The 19,073-nt window shown below is 60.2% G+C and carries 14 protein-coding genes and 6 tRNA genes; 18 read left to right on the top strand and 2 right to left on the bottom strand.

Going from position 1 to position 19,073, the window contains the following annotated elements; translation table 11 throughout:
* Window positions 1-83: 83 nt before the first annotated feature.
* From ACM3N8_RS06825 to ACM3N8_RS06875, 11 genes are all read left to right on the top strand, one after another.
* On the top strand, window positions 84-1,172 hold the full coding sequence (locus ACM3N8_RS06825) for a ketoacyl-ACP synthase III (protein ID WP_043135054.1): 1,089 nt from the start codon (window positions 84-86) through the stop codon (window positions 1,170-1,172).
* Between the two features lie 317 nt (window positions 1,173-1,489).
* Window positions 1,490-2,707 carry a methyl-accepting chemotaxis protein gene (locus ACM3N8_RS06830; protein WP_043135055.1) on the top strand — a complete coding sequence of 406 codons (1,218 nt, stop codon included), beginning with the start codon at window positions 1,490-1,492 and terminating at the stop codon, window positions 2,705-2,707.
* A gap of 9 nt (window positions 2,708-2,716) precedes the next feature.
* The gene (locus ACM3N8_RS06835) at window positions 2,717-3,085 is read left to right on the top strand and encodes a response regulator (RefSeq protein ID WP_042867032.1); all 369 of its coding nucleotides are present in this window, start codon (window positions 2,717-2,719) and stop codon (window positions 3,083-3,085) included.
* Between the two features lie 14 nt (window positions 3,086-3,099).
* Window positions 3,100-3,426: an STAS domain-containing protein gene (locus ACM3N8_RS06840; RefSeq protein ID WP_098984917.1), complete on the top strand. Its 327-nt coding sequence runs from the start codon at window positions 3,100-3,102 to the stop codon at window positions 3,424-3,426.
* Window positions 3,427-3,452: 26 nt separating this feature from the next.
* Window positions 3,453-5,666, top strand: coding sequence for a chemotaxis protein CheA (locus ACM3N8_RS06845; RefSeq protein WP_290019512.1), 2,214 nt, complete (start codon window positions 3,453-3,455; stop codon window positions 5,664-5,666).
* Between the two features lie 15 nt (window positions 5,667-5,681).
* The gene (locus tag ACM3N8_RS06850; RefSeq protein WP_274452490.1) at window positions 5,682-7,604 is read left to right on the top strand and encodes a methyl-accepting chemotaxis protein; all 1,923 of its coding nucleotides are present in this window, start codon (window positions 5,682-5,684) and stop codon (window positions 7,602-7,604) included.
* Window positions 7,605-7,616: 12 nt separating this feature from the next.
* Window positions 7,617-8,189 (top strand): chemotaxis protein CheW, encoded by a 573-nt coding sequence (locus tag ACM3N8_RS06855; RefSeq protein WP_042034988.1) that lies wholly within the window; start codon window positions 7,617-7,619, stop codon window positions 8,187-8,189.
* Window positions 8,190-8,261: 72 nt separating this feature from the next.
* Window positions 8,262-10,433, top strand: a complete 2,172-nt coding sequence (locus tag ACM3N8_RS06860) for a methyl-accepting chemotaxis protein (RefSeq protein WP_274452491.1) — start codon at window positions 8,262-8,264, stop codon at window positions 10,431-10,433.
* A gap of 61 nt (window positions 10,434-10,494) precedes the next feature.
* Window positions 10,495-11,298, top strand: a complete 804-nt coding sequence (locus ACM3N8_RS06865; protein ID WP_098984921.1) for a CheR family methyltransferase — start codon at window positions 10,495-10,497, stop codon at window positions 11,296-11,298.
* A 10-nt stretch (window positions 11,299-11,308) separates the two neighbouring features.
* On the top strand, window positions 11,309-11,779 hold the full coding sequence (gene cheD, locus ACM3N8_RS06870) for a chemoreceptor glutamine deamidase CheD (RefSeq protein WP_043135062.1): 471 nt from the start codon (window positions 11,309-11,311) through the stop codon (window positions 11,777-11,779).
* A gap of 12 nt (window positions 11,780-11,791) precedes the next feature.
* A complete protein-coding gene (locus ACM3N8_RS06875; RefSeq protein WP_416015760.1) occupies window positions 11,792-12,853 on the top strand; it encodes a protein-glutamate methylesterase/protein-glutamine glutaminase in 1,062 nt (353 codons plus the stop codon).
* Between the two features lie 53 nt (window positions 12,854-12,906).
* Here the strand turns inward: ACM3N8_RS06875 and ACM3N8_RS06880 are convergent, their stop codons facing one another.
* Window positions 12,907-14,139, bottom strand: a complete 1,233-nt coding sequence (locus tag ACM3N8_RS06880) for a cysteine desulfurase-like protein (RefSeq protein WP_416015762.1) — start codon at window positions 14,137-14,139, stop codon at window positions 12,907-12,909.
* A 346-nt stretch (window positions 14,140-14,485) separates the two neighbouring features.
* Between ACM3N8_RS06880 and ACM3N8_RS06885 the strand changes: the two genes are divergently transcribed.
* The 7 genes from ACM3N8_RS06885 to ACM3N8_RS06915 all read left to right on the top strand — a co-directional run bounded on the left by ACM3N8_RS06885 (window position 14,486) and on the right by ACM3N8_RS06915 (window position 15,612).
* Window positions 14,486-14,570 (top strand) — tRNA-Tyr (locus ACM3N8_RS06885).
* A 39-nt stretch (window positions 14,571-14,609) separates the two neighbouring features.
* A tRNA-Tyr gene (locus tag ACM3N8_RS06890) sits at window positions 14,610-14,694 on the top strand.
* Between the two features lie 39 nt (window positions 14,695-14,733).
* Window positions 14,734-14,818 (top strand) — tRNA-Tyr (locus ACM3N8_RS06895).
* 45 nt (window positions 14,819-14,863) lie between these two features.
* A tRNA-Tyr gene (locus ACM3N8_RS06900) sits at window positions 14,864-14,948 on the top strand.
* Between the two features lie 45 nt (window positions 14,949-14,993).
* Window positions 14,994-15,078 (top strand) — tRNA-Tyr (locus ACM3N8_RS06905).
* Between the two features lie 45 nt (window positions 15,079-15,123).
* A tRNA-Asn gene (locus tag ACM3N8_RS06910) sits at window positions 15,124-15,208 on the top strand.
* Between the two features lie 137 nt (window positions 15,209-15,345).
* Complete coding sequence (locus ACM3N8_RS06915) at window positions 15,346-15,612, top strand: hypothetical protein (protein WP_262111469.1); 267 nt, start codon at window positions 15,346-15,348, stop codon at window positions 15,610-15,612.
* Window positions 15,613-15,619: 7 nt separating this feature from the next.
* Here the strand turns inward: ACM3N8_RS06915 and ACM3N8_RS06920 are convergent, their stop codons facing one another.
* On the bottom strand, window positions 15,620-19,069 hold the full coding sequence (locus tag ACM3N8_RS06920) for a transporter substrate-binding domain-containing protein (protein WP_416015764.1): 3,450 nt from the start codon (window positions 19,067-19,069) through the stop codon (window positions 15,620-15,622).
* Between the last annotated feature and the right edge of the window lie 4 nt (window positions 19,070-19,073).

Below are 19,073 nucleotides of genomic sequence, written 5' to 3' on the forward strand. Positions count from 1 at the left end.
ACAAGATGACAGTGGTTGCTCCGTGCGGCATAATTGCGCGATTTTCCGCCTGCGGGCGATCCACTTTGAGAAGCGGTAACAAGATGAAATACGCCAATATCACCGGTTGGGGCAAATGTCTGCCCCCCTCAGTGCTGACCAACGATGACCTCAGTACCATCATGGATACGTCGGATGAATGGATCTATCCGCGTACCGGTATCAAGGCCCGCCGGATCTCCCACGTCAGCACCTCGGATCTCGCCACCCTGGCCGGTCGCCGCGCCCTGGCCTGTGCAGGCCTGGAAGCGAGCGATCTCGATGGCATCATACTGGCGACCGCTACTCCGGATAACCTGCTGCCCAATGCCGCCTCTGCGGTGCAGAAGAAGCTCGGTGCCGTCAACGCCGCCGTGTTCGACCTCAACGCCGCCTGTACCGGGTTTGTCTACTCCCTCTCCGTCGCCACCTCTCTGGTGCAGACCGGCATGATGAAGAAGGTGCTGGTGATAGGTGCCGAACGCCTGACCTATCTGCTGGACTGGGCGCGCCGCGATACCGCAGTGCTGTTTGGCGATGGCGCCGGGGCCGTGGTAATAGAGGCGAGCGAGCAGGAGTGCGGGCTGATTGCCAACAAGCTCGGCTGTGACAGCGAAGCGCGGGAGATACTGCACGTCCCGAACTTTGGTACCGATCGGGTGCGTTTTGCCGATGTGGATGGGCTCTTCACCTTCAACTTCGAAGGCCCGGAGATCTTCAAGCGCGCCGTGCGCGGCATGGGTGAAGCCACAGGCACAGTGCTGAGCCAGGCCGGCATCACCCCGGAGCAGGTCGATCTCATAGTGCCGCACCAGGCCAACATCCGCATCATCGAAACCTTGGCCAAGCGCATGAACGCGCCCATGGAGAAGGTGATGGTCAACATCGAGAACTACGGCAACACCTCCGCCGCTACCGTGCCCATCGCCCTGTGCGAGGCGCTGGAACAGGGCCGCGTCAAGCCAAACTCCTATCTGCTGACCGCCGCATTCGGTGCCGGTCTGACCTGGGGCGCCGCCATCATCAAGTGGGGCGATCGCGTCACCCCCATCAACTCATGCGATGCCGAGCTGCCCCCGTGCGACAAGAGCGCGCTTGAGCTGATTGCCCATGCGGTCGAAGGGTGCCAGAAGGCCCACGCCAACGAGGCCTAATCCTCAGCAGGAGCCTGGGTCATCAGGCTCCTTTTTATCTGCTTTTTATCTGCGCTTGCCTCCGCGCTATCCCCACGCTTCGTTATCCGCCACTTCACCGAGCTCTCGTCTAGCCAGAGCCCCGTCTGCTGCCTCCATATTCCAGTTTTATCAGTAGATCCCCCCGAACAGGACCGATTTGTAACCAAGTTATTTTTTTGCGCTAACCTTACTGAGCCATTTGTAACTAACGGGTTCGGGCGTGGATCATCCTCTCTGTCACCAGTGGGATAGCAGCTTGTTCCCGCCCCGACTCACGTGCAGGGATGAGTTTGCGTATGACAGATCACAAGACGGCAGAGACCATTGCATTCTGGGACCCCGTGAGTTGGGCATGCTGCCTGGGCACAGGCCTGCTCAGCACCCTGCTGCTGACACTCGCAGGCAGCCCGCTGCCTTATCTGCTGGCCAACGGCGTGCTGGCACTGGGCGCAGCCCTCTGGTGCTCCCATCACTATCACGGCAAGCCGGCGGCGAGCCATCACGACGAGGAGGCGGCCCATACTTGGTCTGCCGCCCAGCTCAGCCACTCCATCATAGGGCTCGAGCAAGTGTGCGAGAAAGCCGTCCCCATCTGGTCACAGCAGATTGAGAACTCCCGTCAGCAGACCGAAGGAGCCATGATCGATCTGACCCAGCGCTTCGCCGGGCTCACCACCAAGCTGGAAGAGGCGGTAGCCGCCTCTCACGATGCCGCCGGCGATCTGGGAGGGACAAAATCCGCGGGCATGGCCGCCGTACTGGCCGAGAGCCAGGCCCAGCTCAACCAGGTGCTCGCCATCATGCACTCTGCGCAAGCCAATCGCGATGCCATGCTGGCGGAGATCAAGACGCTTACCGCCTACACCATAGAGCTCAATACCATGGCGCTTGACGTGGCCAAGATTGCCTCCCAGACCAACTTGCTGGCGCTCAATGCCGCCATAGAAGCGGCTCGGGCTGGCGAGGCAGGTCGCGGCTTCGCCGTGGTGGCCGATGAGGTGCGCACCCTGTCGCGCCTCTCCAGCGAAACGGCCCAGAAAATGACGGACAAGGTCGACACCATCAACACCGGCATTGGCCGCGCCTTCCAGATAGCAGAAAGTGCAGCCGCACGGGATCAAGCCGCCGTCAGTGACTCGGAGCACGCCATCGAGCAGGTGCTGGAGCGCTTTCGCATGGCCACCACCAGCCTGGCGGAGTCGGCCGCCCTGCTGCAGAGCGAAAGCTCGGGGATCCACCGCGAGATCTCCGATGTCATCGTTTCGTTACAGTTCCAGGATAGGGTCAGTCAAATCCTCAACCATGTACGCCAGAACATGGACAGCCTCAATGACCACCTGATTTCATCACGCAACAGAACACACCAGTCCGGCCCAATCCAGATAGATGCGGAGAGCTGGCTGGCAGACATGGAACTCTCCTATGCCACTGATGAACAACGCAACATTCATCATGGCCGCCGCCAGCAACCCATGATGAATTCCTCCAGCAGTGCAGACGTTACTTTTTTCTAGGAGACAGATATGGCCAAAACAGTCCTGATCGTGGATGACTCGGCAACCATTCGCCAAGTCGTCGGCATGACGCTCAAGGGAGCCGGTTACGAGGTGATGGAAGCCTGCGATGGCAAGGATGCCCTCAGGAAACTCGACGGCAAGAAGATCAACCTCATCATCAGCGACGTCAACATGCCGAACATGGATGGCATCAGCTTCGTCAAGGAGGCCAAGAAACTGGCCAGCTACAAGTTCACCCCCGTCATCATGCTGACCACGGAATCCCAGGACAGCAAGAAACAGGAGGGACAGGCGGCAGGGGCCAAAGCCTGGGTGGTCAAGCCATTTCAGCCCGATCAGATGCTGGCGGCCGTCGCCAAGCTCATCATGCCCTGAGTCAGGAGCCACCCATGCCGCTGCACATAGAGACGGGTGAACACAAGACGCTGGTCAAGGTATCGGGGGAGATGACCATCTACACAGCCGCCGAACTCAAGCTGGCACTCACCCCCCTGCTCTACCGCCAGCAGGCACTTGAGCTGGATCTGTCCCAGGTGTCCGAGATGGATAGCGCCGGCTTGCAGCTGTTGCTGGCAGCCAAGAAAACGGCGCAACAGAGCGGCTATCCGCTGCACCTGATCATGCACAGCCATGCGGTGCTGGACGCGCTGGAGCTGTGCCAGCTGACAGCCTTCTTTGGCGATCCCACCCTCATGCCCCACGCTGATCACGCCTAGGCAGTCCCAGTGACAAGGAGTCATTCGTGAGCATCAATCTTGATCAGGCCCTGCAAACCTACATAGCCGAGGCACGCGAACTGCTGGAAGAGATGGAATCCGCCTTGCTGACGCTGGAAAACGACCCGGACAACAGCGAGCTGATAGGCGCCATCTTCCGGGCGGCACATACCATCAAGGGCTCCGCCGGCCTGTTTGGCTTGCAGCCCATCGTCAGCTTCACCCACATAGTCGAAGACTTGCTCGATCAGGTGCGCAATCAACAACTGGCGATCACCACGACGCTTATCAAGGATCTGCTGGAGAGCCGGGATCACATCGAGCGGTTGGTCCGTCTGGTCGCAGAGCAGGGCGCATCACTGGGAGATGACGAACAGGCACTGGACTCCCTGTTGCGGCTCAATCTGGCGCGCCATCAGACGGCACGCCAGACCGGGTTGCCGGAATGTACCCCATCAGCAGGCCCAGAGCCGGTCAGCAAGGAAGAGGGTCATGTCAGCGCCACCTCGCTGTGGCACATATCCCTGCGCTTTGGCCCGGATGTGCTGCGCAATGGCATGGATCCCGCCTCGTTTCTGCGCTACCTCGGCACCATGGGCACCCTCTGCGCCATCGAAACCCTTCACGACGCCCTGCCCGACTGGGAACATTTCGATCCCGAGAGCTGCTACCTAGGTTATGAGCTCGATGTCGACACCCAGGCCGACAAGGGAGCCCTGAGCGATGTATTCGAATTCGTTCGCGATGACTGCCGCATCACCATACTGCCCCCTCACAGCAAGCTGGTCGAGTACATAGCGCTCATCCATGACCTACCAGAAGACAACGACATGCTGGGGCAACTGCTGGTCAAAACCGGGGCTCTGACCGCCAGCGAGCTGGTGCTAGGCCTGCAAACCCAGCATGACAACCCGCAGACTGACAGCAGCAAGCTGGGGGAGATCCTGATTGCTCAGGGCGCAGTCAACGAGGTGGTCGTGGATGCGGCGCTCAAGAAACAACACCAGAACAAGGAGAATAAAACCAAGGATGGGCGCTACGTCCGGGTGCATGCCGACAAGCTGGATGATCTGATCAATCTGGTCGGCGAGCTGGTGGTCGCCAGCTCGGGCGCCAGCCTGCTGGCCCAGCGCTCACGGGACAGCCAGCTGCAGGAGGCAAACTCCACCATCGCCATGCTGGTCGAGGAGATCCGGGATGGCGCCCTGCGCCTGCGCATGGTGCCCATCGGGGACACCTTCAACCGCTTCCAGCGCGTCGTGCGCGACGTCAGCCACGAGCTGAACAAGGACATTGCACTGGTCATCACAGGCGGTGACACCGAACTCGACAAATCCGTGGTGGAAAAAATAGGCGATCCCCTGATGCATCTGGTTCGCAATTCCATGGATCACGGCATCGAATCGGCGGGGCAGCGCCTCGCCGCCGGCAAACCGGCGAGGGGTACCTTGACCCTCAATGCCTATCATGACTCCGGCAGTATCGTCATCGAGATCAAGGACGATGGCGCCGGCCTCAACCAGGCAAAAATTCTGCAAAAGGCGCAAGAGCGGGGCCTGGTCGCCGCCAATGCGGTATTGACGGATCAGGAGATCTACCAGCTCATCTTCGAGCCCGGTTTCTCCACCGCAGAGACCATCACCAATCTCTCGGGTCGAGGAGTCGGCATGGACGTGGTCAAACGCAATATCCAGGCCCTGCGCGGCAGCGTCGAGCTGGACAGCAAGCCCGGACAAGGCACCCGGGTGCAGATCAGGTTGCCATTGACCCTGGCCATCATCGACGGTTTTCTGGTCCGGGTCAGCACCACCCATTACGTCATCCCCCTCGACATGGTGATCGAGTGCGTGGAGCTGACCCAGAGTGCGCTGGCCGATACCCAGGGGCGCAACTACCTCAACCTGCGCGGCGAGGTGCTGCCGTTCGTCCGGCTCCAGCACTACTTCGATGTCGAAAGGGCGAGAGGACGCAGGGAAAACATAGTGGTCGTCAGTCACGGCGGCAAGAAATCCGGGCTGGTGGTCGATGAATTGCTGGGGGAATTTCAGACCGTCATCAAGCCGCTCGGCAAGCTGTTTCAACGCCTGCAAGGGATCAGTGGCTCCACCATTCTGGGCGGCGGCGAGGTTGCCCTCATCCTGGATATTCCCTCCCTCATTCAACATGCCATCGATCAGGAACTGAGCCAGCTGAGCCAGTACGCCCTTCCTCGCCAGCAAACTCAACCCAGAGTCAATTAACGCCAGGAGCCCGTCATGTTCAGAAACTCCACCATTAAAATGCGACTCACCATACTGCTCTGCCTGCTATGCGTGCTGCTGCTGGGCGTCGGCGGGCTGGGACTTTACAACATGCAGAGCAGCAACCAGGGCCTGCAACGGGTTTATAACGACCGCGTGGTGCCGCTCAAACAGCTGAAAACCATCTCAGACAACTACGCCGTCGCCGTCATCGACAATGTCAACAAGGCCAATGCAGGCCTCATCAGCGCCGAAGAGGCGTTGCAACAGATCCAGCGGGCCCAGCAGCAGATCAAGCAGGAGTGGCAGCGTTATCAGTCCACCAAGCTGACCGCAGCCGAGCAGAAACTGTCGGCCGAGGCGGGCACCCTGTTCAGCGCGGCGGATCGCGACATCACCAGATTGGAGCAGTTTCTCGCGGCCCAGCGTGGCGTCATCGCCGGCAGCCTCAATGATTTTGACGGCAAGCTTTACGGTTCCATCGATCCCATCGGCAACAAGATAACCGAGCTGGTCAGTCTGCAACTCGATGTGGCCAAAGCCGAATATGAACAGGCCCAATCCTGGTACGACGCCATGCTGCTCACCATGATGGTGGTGGTCACGGCGGGCATAGTGGCCGCGGCCTGGTTTGGCATAGTGCTCATCCGCAGCATCATAGCCCCCATCAATCAGGCGCTGCAGGTGGCCAACCATCTGGCGGAGGGCAACCTCGACGTCACCATCACCATAGGGGCCAACGATGAAGCGGGCCAACTCTTGATGGCCATGCAGAACATGGTCAACAAGCTGACGGCCCTCATCAACGACATCGAAACCCTGGTCACGGCAGCCGTCGAGCAAGGGGATTTCAGCTACAAGATAGCGCTGGACGATCGGCAGGGTTATATCAAGCGCCTGTCAGAACTGCTGAACCGCTTGTCCAACGTCACAGATACCAGCCTCAAGGATGTCATGCGCATCGCCACCGCCCTGTCACGGGGGGATCTCACCCAGAAGATAGACCAACCCTACCCGGGGATTTTTGGTCAGACCAAGGATGGTCTCAACAGCACCATAGACGCCCTGACGGCCATCATTGAAGAGGTACGCAACGCCGCCGACAACCTCACCAATGCCTCCAGCCAGGTCAGCACCACGGCCCAGTCCCTGAGTCAGGCCACCAGTGAACAGGCCGCAAGCGTGGAAGAGACCAGCGCCTCCATCGAGCAGATGAGTGCCAGCATCAACCAGAACACGGACAACGCCAAGGTGACCGACAACATGGCGAGCAGCGCCGTCCTCGAAGCGACCGAAGGGGGCCGCTCGGTACAGCAGACGGTGGCCGCGATGCAGCAGATCGCCCGCAAGGTCAGCATCATCGATGACATTGCCTACCAGACCAATCTGCTGGCGCTCAATGCCGCCATAGAGGCGGCCCGCGCCGGTGAACACGGCAAGGGCTTTGCGGTGGTGGCCGCAGAGGTGCGCAAACTGGCCGAACGCAGCCAGATTGCGGCCCAGGAGATAGGGGAACTCTCCTCCAGCAGCGTCGATACCGCAGAGAAAGCGGGCAGCCTGCTCGACAAGATAGTGCCTTCCATTCGCAAGACATCCGATCTGGTCCAGGAGATCAACGCGGCGTCCGGCGAGCAGGCCAGTGCAGCGAACCAGATCAGCATGGCCATGAACCAGCTCAATCAGGTGACCCAGCAGAACGCGGCCAGCAGCGAGGAGCTGGCAGCCACCGCCGAGGAGATGAGCTCCCAGGCCAACGAACTGCAGCAGACCATGGACTTCTTCTCGCTGGAGAACCTGGTCAGGCCCTCAAAATTCAGCGAGGGCACGCACAGGGGCGCCCCCCCCAGAGGCAAGTTTGTCATGCCTGCCCAACACCCGCTGCACGGCAACACGGCACCGCAACCCCAGGTTGACGAAGCCGATTTTGTCCGCTTTTAACCGGAGAGACTCATGAGCATGTCAACCGAAGTGGTCCCACAGCCAGTCACGCTGGCTCATGACAATCAGGGCGATGCCCAGTACCTGACCTTCCTGATCAAGGGTGAGATGTTTGCCATCAACATTCTCGGGGTCAAAGAGATCATCGAATACGGCAACATCACCCCCATCCCCATGATGCCGAGCTTCATCCGCGGCGTGATCAACCTCAGGGGTGCCGTGGTCTCGGTGGTGGATCTCAACGCCCGCTTTGGCAATGCCCCCTCCAGCATCACCCGTCGCAGTTGCATCGTCATCATCGAAGGAATGCACCCGGATGATCCCGAGCACGGCAATCAGGACATAGGGGTCGTGGTGGATTCGGTCTCGGAAGTGCTGACCATTCCCTGCAACGAGATAGAGCCGCCACCCAGTTTTGGCGCCCGTATCCGGGCCGACTTCATCAGCGGCATGGGCAAGGTGAACGGCAAATTCGTCATCCTCATCAATACCGAGAAGGTGCTCTCCATCGACGAGATGACACAGCTCAGTGAACTGACCCAGCAGCAGGAACGGCTGCTTGAACAGAAACAGCCAACGCCATAACCCCGGCGTCAACAACAACGAGAGTGTCGCTCACACCACACAGCAATGACATGTCGCACAAGGATAAGGCCCATGACTCAATCATTCTTTGGCAATCTCTTCGGCAACGGTAGCGCTCATACCTTGCAACAAGCACAACTGACCCAGTTGATCGGCGCCACTCGCACCATTTCGCAGGGGATCGCGCAGGGTGAACAGCCGACCCTGCTGGAACTGGCCACACTGGACGGCCCGCTGCGGGAACTCTGTCAGGAGTTCAACCAGGTCATCACGCTGCTGGGCCAGCGGCTCAGCAGCGGGCTGGCGGCCATCAGCGCAAACCAGGCCCTGTATGACGAGAACCTGCGGGTGCGCAAGGCTCTGGATGGCGCCTCGACCAATGTGATGATCGCCGATACCAACCTCGACATCGTCTACATGAATGAAGCCGTGCTCGCCATGCTGGGGCAGGCGGAATCCGACATCCGCAAGGATCTGCCCAACTTCGACACCAGACATCTGATGGGCAAGAACATAGATACCTTTCACAAGGATCCGTCCCACCAGCGCAGCATGCTGGCCAAGCTGGACAAGACCTACCGCGCGCAGATCTCGGTCGGTGGCCGCATCTTCTCCCTGATCGCCAACCCTGTCTTCAACGACAGCGGGGAGCGGCTCGGTTCAGTGGTGGAGTGGGCCGATCGCACCAAGGAGATCGCCATCGAGAATGAGGTGAAAGCGGCCAACGCCGCGGCCAAGCTCGCCGCCGCCGAGAGCCTGCGAGTCAAAAGGGCACTGGATGGTGCCACTACCAACGTGATGATTGCCGACACAGATTTGAACATCATCTACATGAACGAGTCGGTCAAAGAGATGCTGAGCCTGGCCGAGTCCGACATCAGGAAGGAACTCTTCAGCTTCAATTCGTCCACCCTGATGGGGGCCAACATCGACAGCTTCCACAAGAATCCCGGCCATCAGCGCAGCATGTTGGCCAAGCTGAACAACACCTACAAGACCCAGATCCTGCTCGGTGGACGCACCTTCTCGCTCATTGCCAACCCTGTGTTCAGCGACGATGGCGAGCGGCTGGGCTCTGTGGTCGAGTGGTCTGATCGCACCAAGGAGGTCGCGATCGAACGGGAGATGTCGGAAATAGTGCAGGCGGTGATCAACGGGGAGCTGCACAGACGCATGGATCTGGTGGGCAAGAGTGGCTTCTTCCAGACTCTGGGAGAAGGCATCAACCGCATCGCAGAGGTGATAGACACCAGTCTCAACGACGTGATCCGGGTGGTGCAATGCCTGGCTCGGGGAGACCTGACCCAAACGATCGTGGCCGACTACCCCGGGGTATTTGGCACCACCAAGGACTCCCTCAATCAAACCATCATCTCGCTGACCAACATAGTGACCGAGGTAAGGAGCGCGTCCGACAACCTCTCCAGCGCCTCGGAACAAGTCAGCGCCACAGCCCAATCCATCAGCCAGTCGAGCAGTGAGCAGGCATCCAGCATGGAAGAGACCAGCGCCTCCATCGAACAGATGAGTGCCAGCATCAACCAGAACACAGACAACGCCCAGGTCACGGACGGCATGGCCAGCAAGGCCGCCAAGGAGGCGGTGGAAGGGGGTGAGGCAGTCAAGCTCACGGTCGATGCCATGAAGCAGATTGCCAAACGGATCGGCATCATAGATGACATCGCCTACCAGACCAATCTGCTGGCCCTCAACGCCGCCATCGAAGCCGCCCGTGCGGGGGATCACGGCAAGGGCTTTGCAGTGGTCGCCGCCGAGGTTCGCAAACTGGCGGAGCGCAGCCAGGTAGCGGCCCAGGAGATAGGCGAGCTGGCCTCCAGCAGCGTCGACATGGCGGAAAAAGCGGGTCGCCTGCTCGATCAGATGGTGCCCTCCATCAACAAGACCTCGGATCTGGTGCAGGAGATCAGCGCCGCCTCCGCCGAGCAATCCACCGGCGTCAGCCAGATCAACATCGCCATGAATCAGCTGAGCCAGGTGACCCAGCAGAATGCCTCCTGCAGCGAGGAGCTGGCGGCCACGGCAGAGGAGATGAGCAGCCAGGCCGAGCAACTGCAACTGGCCATGGAGTTCTTTACCCTGGAGCAACACAAGGGCGGCACGGGTCAGAAGACCACTGCCCCCCGGACCGCGACCCGAGGGCGCTTCATCACCGACGGCAATGGACAAGATGGCTTCAATGGATCCCCTCGCCCCCACAACGACGCTGATTTTGTCCGGTTCTAAGCAAGGTACCGGGTGAGTCATGCTCACCCGGTACGCCCCTATCACCACAGGGAGTCCGTCCGTGTATCAGACCCAGTTGCATGATGATGAATTTACGCAGTTTCAACGCTGGATCCACCAAACGGCGGGCATAGATCTGTCACCGGCGAAGAAGGCGCTGGTTGCCAGCCGGCTATCAAAACGGCTCTGTCACTACGAACTGGAGAGCTATGGCGACTATTTCAGCCTGATCATGAACAACCGGGGGCCAGAGCTGCAGATCGCGCTGGATCTGCTCACCACCAACGAGACCTACTTTTTCCGGGAGCCAAAGCACTTCGAATTTCTCAGCGAGAAGGTGCTGGCACGACTGCCAAAAGAGCGGGCGGTGCGCATCTGGAGCGCGGCCAGCTCGTCCGGCGAAGAGCCTTACAGTCTGGCCATGACGCTGGCCGACACGCTGAGCCAGGGCAATTGGGAGGTTATTGCCTCGGATATCTCGACCCGGGTGCTGGAGCAGGCCAGGTCGGGGCAATACCCCATCGAGCGGGCCCATAATATTCCGCTCTCCTTCCTGATGAAGTACTGCCTGAAGGGCGTCGGCTTTCAGGAGGGGACCTTCATCATCGATCGCAAACTCAGGGACAAGGTGCAATTTCATCACATCAACCTGAATCAGGAACTGCCCGACATCGGCATGTTCGACATCATTCTGATCCGCAATGTGATGATCTATTTCAATCGGGAAACCAAGGGGCAGGTGCTGCAGCGCCTGGTGCCACGCTTGAAGAAGGGAGGCTACCTCATCGTCAGCCATGCGGAGAGCCTGAACGGTCTGCCCCACGGTTTGCAACTGGTGTCGCCCTCCATCTACCTGAAACCCTGAGGGTTTCAAGATGAAAGAGATAGTGCTGCAACCAGGAGAGTTCTTTTTTGGTCAGGACGATACCATCATCCGCACCCACCTGGGCTCCTGCGTGGCCATTACCATGTGGCACCCTGAGCAGAAACGGGGTGGCATGTGCCACTACATGCTGCCCAGCCGTGGCCACAACGATGACGGGCTGGATGGCCGCTATGCGGATGAGGCAATCCAGTTGTTTATCAATGAAATAAGCAAGTACCCCGCCCCCATTCACGAATACGAGGTCAAGTTGTTCGGCGGCGGCAACATGTTTATCGAACAGCAGACACTCAACACCATGAATGTGGCCATTAAAAACATCAAGGCGGCCTGGCAACTGACGCAGCACCTGGGGCTGTCGATCAAGGCTCATCATCTCGGACATGCAGGACACAGAAGCCTGATTTTTGAACTGGCCAACGGCAATGTCTGGGTACGCCATCACCGGCTGCCGCATCGTTAAGGGAACTGGGCTATGAAACAGATCAAGGTCATGCTGGTGGATGACTCCGCCGTGGTCAGGCAGGTATTGCAGGCCATTCTGGAACAGGAGCCTGATATCAAGGTGATTGCCACCGCGTCTGACCCGCTGTTTGCACTGGAGAAGCTGAAAAAAGAGTGGCCCGACGTGATAGTGCTGGATGTGGAGATGCCACGCATGGATGGCATCACCTTTCTCACCAAGATCATGGCCGAGCACCCCACCCCAGTGGTGATCTGCTCTTCCCTCACCGAGAAGGGGGCGGAAACCACGCTGCAGGCCATGGCCGCCGGCGCAGTGGACATCATCACCAAGCCCACGGTCGGCCTCAAAAGCTTTCTGCAGGAGTCGGCGCAAGCGCTGGCCATGGCGGTGCGCGCCGCCGCCCAGGCCAATGTCAAACGACTGGGCAAGGCGCCTGTGGCCACAGTCGCCGCCAAACTCAACGCCGACGCCATCATGCCCGCGGCCAGCCAGCATGCCATGGCCCAGACTACGGAGCGGATCGTGGCGATCGGCACCTCCACCGGCGGCACCCAAGCGCTGGAAGCCGTGCTGACGACCCTGCCTCGCGTCTGTCCCGGCATCGTCATAGTGCAACACATGCCGGAGCAGTTCACCGCCTCCTTCGCCGAGCGGCTCAACAATATATGCCAGATCGAAGTCAGGGAGGCGAAGAGCAATGACAGGGTCATTCCGGGTCTGGCGCTCATAGCGCCGGGGGGCAAGCACATGCTGCTCAAGCGCAGCGGCGCCTACTATCACGTCGATGTGATGGACGGCCCCCTCATCAACCGTCATCGCCCCTCGGTGGACGTGCTGTTTCGCTCCGTGGCCAAGTTTGCCGGTGGCAATGCCACCGGCATCATAATGACGGGGATGGGGGATGATGGTGCGCGCGGGCTAAGAGAGATGCTGGAGGCAGGCGCCAACACCTTCGCCCAGGATGAGGCCTCCTGCGTGGTGTTCGGCATGCCCAAGGAGGCCATCAAGCTCGGGGCCGCCCGTCACATACTGCCGCTGCAGGATATTCACCACGCCATAGTGGGTCGCTAGCAGGCAGCAGCCATATGAGGCGACACGGCCCGGCATCCCCGGGCTGTGCTGTTTTAATACGGCATGTCGTCGAGCAGCGCGAACAGCCGATCGATCTCGGCCTGCGTGTTGTAGTGCATGCAGCCCACCCGCAACACCCCCTCACTTACCCCCAACTGTTCCACCAGCGCCAGCGCATAGAAGTGGCCGGCCCAGCTGCATACCTGATGCTGGCCGAGATACTCGGCCATCTCGGTCGGCGTATGGCGGCTCGAGGTGATGGCGAAGGTCGGGGTGCGCCCCTTGCTGTCGTTGATGCCGTGCAGGGTGAACCAGGGCCGTTCGGCCAGCCTGGCCAGCAGATGGGCGCCGAGCTGCTGCTCATGGGCCCGGCTGCGGGCAAATGCCAGATCGAGACGCGCCTCCAGATCATGTTCGGCGGCGTCCAGCCCGGACAGCGAAGCCAGATATTCGACCGTCGCCTCCACCCCGGCCAGGGCTTCCCAGTTCTGGGTACCGGTCTCCCACTTGTAGGGCGCCACATTCTTGGCCGGTTCGACTTTGTAGGGCGTGAACCGCTCCAGATGACGGTGCTTGCCATACAGGATGCCGAGGTGCGGGCCGAAGAACTTGTAGGCGGAGCAGCCGAGGAAATCACAATCCCAGGCCTGCACGTCGATGCGCTCGTGGGGTGCAAAGTGGACCGCATCCACATACAGCAGAGCCCCGACCCCGTGCACGGCATCGGCGATGCGGGGGATATCGACCAGGGTGCCCGTGGTATTGGATGCCGCAGTCACCGCCACCAGCCGGGTCTTGGGGCCCAGCAGCGTCAGCAGATGCGCATAGTCGAGCCCGCCGCTCGCCACATCCACCCGTACCTGATGCACCACAACGCCGCGATCGGCCGCCGCCTGCTGCCAGCTCGACACGTTGGAGTAGTGATCCAGCGCGCTGACGATGATCTCGTCCCCCGCCTGCCACTCCCGAGACAGGGCACGGCTGACCGCAAACGTCAGAGTGGTGAAGTTGGCACCAAAGACGATCTCTTCAGCCCGATCCGCCCCCAGCAGGGTCGCCACGGCCTGCCTTGCTCGCTGTGCCTGCTGCTCCGTGGCGCGGGCCGAGAAAAAGGGACCTCCCAGGTTGGCGTTGAAATGGCCGAGATAGTCGGTCATGGCCGTGAGCACGGGGCGAGGCACCTGAGCGCCGCCCGGGCCGTCGAAGAAGATGGGGGTCTTGCCATCAACCAGTTGATTGAGGGCGGGAAACTGGCCGCGCAACACGGCGATATCGAGAGCCTGCATAGAAGAGTCCACAGTCCATGTTAACAGTTGAATAACATGGTGAGAGTAAAATGGTGCAGCAGCAATGTCCATCCGTGAACCGGTCAACCATCACAGTTACAAGATGAGGCCATATTTTCAGTAGAAAATGCTGAGGAGTCGCACATGGCCCACCCGCCCCATCAGTGCCTGCCGGCACGGGTCTCTCGTCGTATTCATGCCGGGAATCGGCATAGAAGTCGTTGATAAGGATGAAAAATGAGCGAGAGATATCAAAAAATGACCGACTCGCACTTTTTTGTCGCCAGATATCACCAGAAGGGGTTCACAAAGCTGCCGGATCTGATAGTATGCGCCTCGCACTTGGGGAGGGGTTCCCGAGCGGCCAAAGGGATCAGACTGTAAATCTGACGGCTCTGCCTTCGAAGGTTCGAATCCTTCTCCCTCCACCATTCAAGTGCAAAAGTAGTGACAATCAGGAAATACCCCGTGGAGGGGTTCCCGAGCGGCCAAAGGGATCAGACTGTAAATCTGACGGCTCTGCCTTCGAAGGTTCGAATCCTTCTCCCTCCACCATTCAAGTGCAAAAGTAGTGACAATCAGGAAATACCCCGTGGAGGGGTTCCCGAGCGGCCAAAGGGATCAGACTGTAAATCTGACGGCTCTGCCTTCGAAGGTTCGAATCCTTCTCCCTCCACCATCTTCCTGCATTCCGTGAAAGGCCTGTAAAAAGTAGTACCCCTGTGGAGGGGTTCCCGAGCGGCCAAAGGGATCAGACTGTAAATCTGACGGCTCTGCCTTCGAAGGTTCGAATCCTTCTCCCTCCACCATCTTCCTGCATTGCGTGAAAGGCCTGTAAAAAGTAGTACCCCTGTGGAGGGGTTCCCGAGCGGCCAAAGGGATCAGACTGTAAATCTGACGGCTCTGCCTTCGAAGGTTCGAATCCTTCTCCCTCCACCATCTTCCTGCATTGCGTGAAAGGCCTGTAAAAAGTAGTACCCCTGTGGAGGGGTTCCCGAGCGGCCAAAGGGATCAGACTGTTCTTCTGACGGCTCTGCCTTCGAAGGTTCGAATCCTTCTCCCTCCACCATCCTTCAGAAAACCCGGCCTGGCGCCGGGTTTTCGCATTTATGGTCAGTGGTCATTTGACACTGTCAGATCTGACAATTGCCCTGCCCCCGCTTTTTCGAAACAGTGAATGCCTCGAATCGCAAGGAGCGCCCTCACATGTTTGAAATCTGGGATGAAAAGGGCCGGGAGCAAGGGTTGACGCTGCCCGAGCTGCAACAACGGCTGCGCCATTATCAGGGTGACGTCATGGTGCGCTATCTCAACCGCCTCGGCCTGCCGAGTACCCTGTTCCTGACCGTTGCGCAGGGCCAGGCCTACCAGCGCTTCAAGGCAGGATCCCCCAAACTCGACTGGGAGTGGCTGGCCCAGGCCATGCACGCGGTTCCGAGCCAGCACACCCAGCAGGCCATGGCGGCCCGCTGAGGCCGCCTCAGGCACGAGGGAGAAGCCCCCTCAGCTCCTCGACTATACGTCCAAGCAGTGCCCTGAATTCCCTCAATTCGGCTTCGCACTCCCTCGCCCCCTGCTGGCGGATCTTCTCCTCCAGATGCCAGGCCTGCTGCGCCAGATCCTCGGCCATCATCATGGAGATGGTGCCCGCCTGGCGATGCACCCAGTCTGCCAGCGCCTTGTCGTTCTCCTGCACCTGTGCCAGGGATTGCACCAGCTCCTCGCAAAACTGGCCCAGCATCTGCGCTAAGGGCTCACCCGTCCCGAACAGGCGCTGCAACGCGGCCAGGTCAAGCAGGCCGGGGGACGGCAGCAGGTGCCATTTCATCAGCATGCCGCGCAGCCCCTCCAGCAGCACCGGCTTGCCCAGCACATCGTTCATCCCGGCAGCCAGACAACGCTGCCCCTGCTCCGGCATCACATTGGCGGTCATGGCGATGATGGGAAGGGAGGCCAGGTCCCGGGTGGCGCGCACCCTTCGGGTAAAGTCGTAGCCATCCATCACCGGCATCTGGCAGTCGCACAGGATGAGCTCATATGGCTGCTGCTCCAGCATGAGGAGTGCCTGCCCGCCATGCTCAGCCAGATCGCACCCCAGATCCAGCTGCCTGAGCTGACGCCGGATCAGGGTCTGGTTGAGGGGATTGTCTTCCACCACCAGCACCCGAGCGGGCAGCGGCAGGGAGGCCTCTGTCAGGGGCGAAGCCGCAGGCAAGGGGGCCACCTCGCCCAGGCCGAGCTGACGATGACAGACCTCCCGCACCGCCTGCCAGGTCAGAGGATTGCTGTTGAGCCAGTAGACTCCGTCTCGCCGCTGATAGCCCAGCACATTGCCAAGGGGGGCGATGCAGATGCCGTTGTCCGGCAGATCCCGCGCCTCGCCGAAGATGAGATCGGCCCCTCCCGGTTCCTCCCACATCTGCACCCCCAGTGACAGCAGGTGCTGGCGCAGGGTATGACGCAACCTGTCATCATCCACGGCCAGGAAGGCCCGCAATCCGGCCAGGAGAGGATCACACTCCTCCTGCCGCTCGAGCCCCAGAGTGACGGAGAGGCCGATGAAGGTCCCCACCCCGGGGGCACTCTCCAGCCTGAGCGTACCCCCCATCAACTCCGCCAGGGTGTGGCTGATGCTGAGCCCAAGCCCGGTGCCGCCATGGTTGCGGGTGGTGGCGCCGTCGGCCTGTTCAAACGCATTGAAGATACGGGCCTGCACCTCGGCGCTCATGCCGATGCCGGTGTCCTGCACCCCGAACAGCAACCGCTGTTCACCGGCACTCTGCCACTCCTGGCTTATCGACAGTTCGATAAAACCACGCTCGGTGAACTTGACCGCATTGCTCACCAGATTGAACAAGATTTGCTTGAGCCTGAGAACATCCCCGTTGAAGCGCGCCCCCACCTCATCGTTCACCCGCAGATAGATCTGCAGCCCCTTGCGCTCCACCTCGCTGCTGATCATGGTGAGCACATTGTCGGCCAGCTCCCGCAGCAGGAAGGAGGTGGGCGCTAGCTGCATCTTGCCTGCATCCAGCTTGGCGTAATCCAGCACATTGCCGATGAGCTGCAGCAGCCCCTCAGCCCCCTGGTTGATGATGGCGACCATCTGGCGCTGCTCGAGATCCAGCGGGGTAAAACTCAACTGCTCCGCCATGCCGAGGATGCCGTTCATGGGGGTGCGGATCTCGTGGCTCATGGTCGCCAGAAACTCGGCTTTCTTGCTGGCAGCCCGCTCTGCCAGCTCCTTGGCATGGGCGAGTGCCGCCTCCACCTCGCGGCGGCGCCTTATCTCCCGATGCAGACGCCAGTAGGCGATGCTGAGGATGAGGATGGCGAGCAGGACGCCGGCCCCGATGGGGATCAGGGTGCGCAGCAGCTTATGCCACGGGATACCTTCGCTGTAGTTCAAGGCCAGCCAGGTATTGCGGATCTGCTGTTTCTCCTTGTCGCTCATGCTCGCCAGCACCCGGTTGATCAGAGGCAGCAGGGGGGCATAGGACTCGCGCACCGCCATCACCAGCTCGTCCCGAAACGGGGTGGGGGCGACTATGTGCAGGTTGTCGCCGAAGCGCTCATCAATCACCCGGGAGAGCACGGCCAGGTTGCCCATATAGGCATCCCCACGACCGGCGGCCACCATCGCCAGCCCCTCCTCAGGGCCGGACACCACAGTGACGATGACATGGGGGATACGTGCCTTCAGCTCGGCCACCAGCATGCGATCGGTCACGAGCAGCTGCTTGCCCGCCAGCTCGGCAAAGCCCCCTATGCTGTGGTTGCCCCGCGCCGTGGCGATGACCACGGGGAAGGAGGCGATAGGCCGGCTCACCTGCCAGCCGGTGAGCCGCTGGCTGACGCGAAGGGGCAACACTATCAGGTCCACCTCCTGATGGAGCTGCGCCTGCAACAGAGCCGAACGGCTTGGGTCCGTTCGATGGCGATAGGCCAGACCCAGTTTTTCCTTGAACAGGCCGAGGTAGTCGCCGATGAGCCCGCTTACCCGCCCCTGGCTGTCCAAAAACGAGAAGGGCGCCCAACCCTCGAGCAGGCCGACTCTGAGCGGAGGCAACTGAGCGAGCCACTCCCGCTCATCCGGTCGCAGCAAGAAGCCGCTATGGCCTTGAAAGCTCAGGCGGCTCCCCCCCAGCCAGCGCCGTTCAAGCTCGGTGCGCTCCTCCACCGTCAGGGCCTGGATGGCGGTATCGAGCCGCACCCCCAGACTGGGTTTATGCCTGCTGACTCCCAGATGGAGGCTCTCCATCAGGAGGGGGGACTGGGCCACCACGGCCAGCTCAGGGTGCTGCCCGATGAACTCGTTGGTGACATGCAGATTGCCAATATAGGCATCGGCCTTCCCCTCCAGCACGGCGCGCAGGGCCGAGCTCGAATCGGAAAACAGGATGCGGGAAACCGACGGATAGTGCAGCCGGACCAGCTTGTCCGTCAGAAACCCGATCTCGATGGCGATCCTGGCCTGGCTCAGGCCGCTGACATCCCGAAAGAGAGGGCTGTCGTGGCGAACCACGACCACGGTCGGGGATGAATAGTAGGGGCGGCTGTAGGAGATACACTTGCGCTCGTCGGCGCGAAAGGCATCCAGCAAAATATCGACATCACCGCGACAGCTCGCCTTATATAGATGACGCCAGTCCGAATAGACTTTCCATTCGATGCGATAGTCAAGATTCTTGGCCAATAAGGCCATCAGCTCCACACTGAAGCCGCTGCCATTATTTCCATCCCATTGCTGAAATGGCCCCCAGCCACCCTTCAGCACCCCCACCTTTATCACTTGCAAAGGGAGCTTTCTGGCGGCAATAGCAGAGTGGCAATATAAGATGAAATTAAATAGCAGTGCTAAGGTGGCAAGTCTGAATAAAATCGATGGGTAACACTTCACCCTGTCAGCAAGCTGGAAAACATGTTTCATTTTA

It is taken from the genome of Aeromonas sp. A04, assembly GCF_047780465.1.
Lineage (GTDB): Bacteria > Pseudomonadota > Gammaproteobacteria > Enterobacterales > Aeromonadaceae > Aeromonas > Aeromonas bestiarum.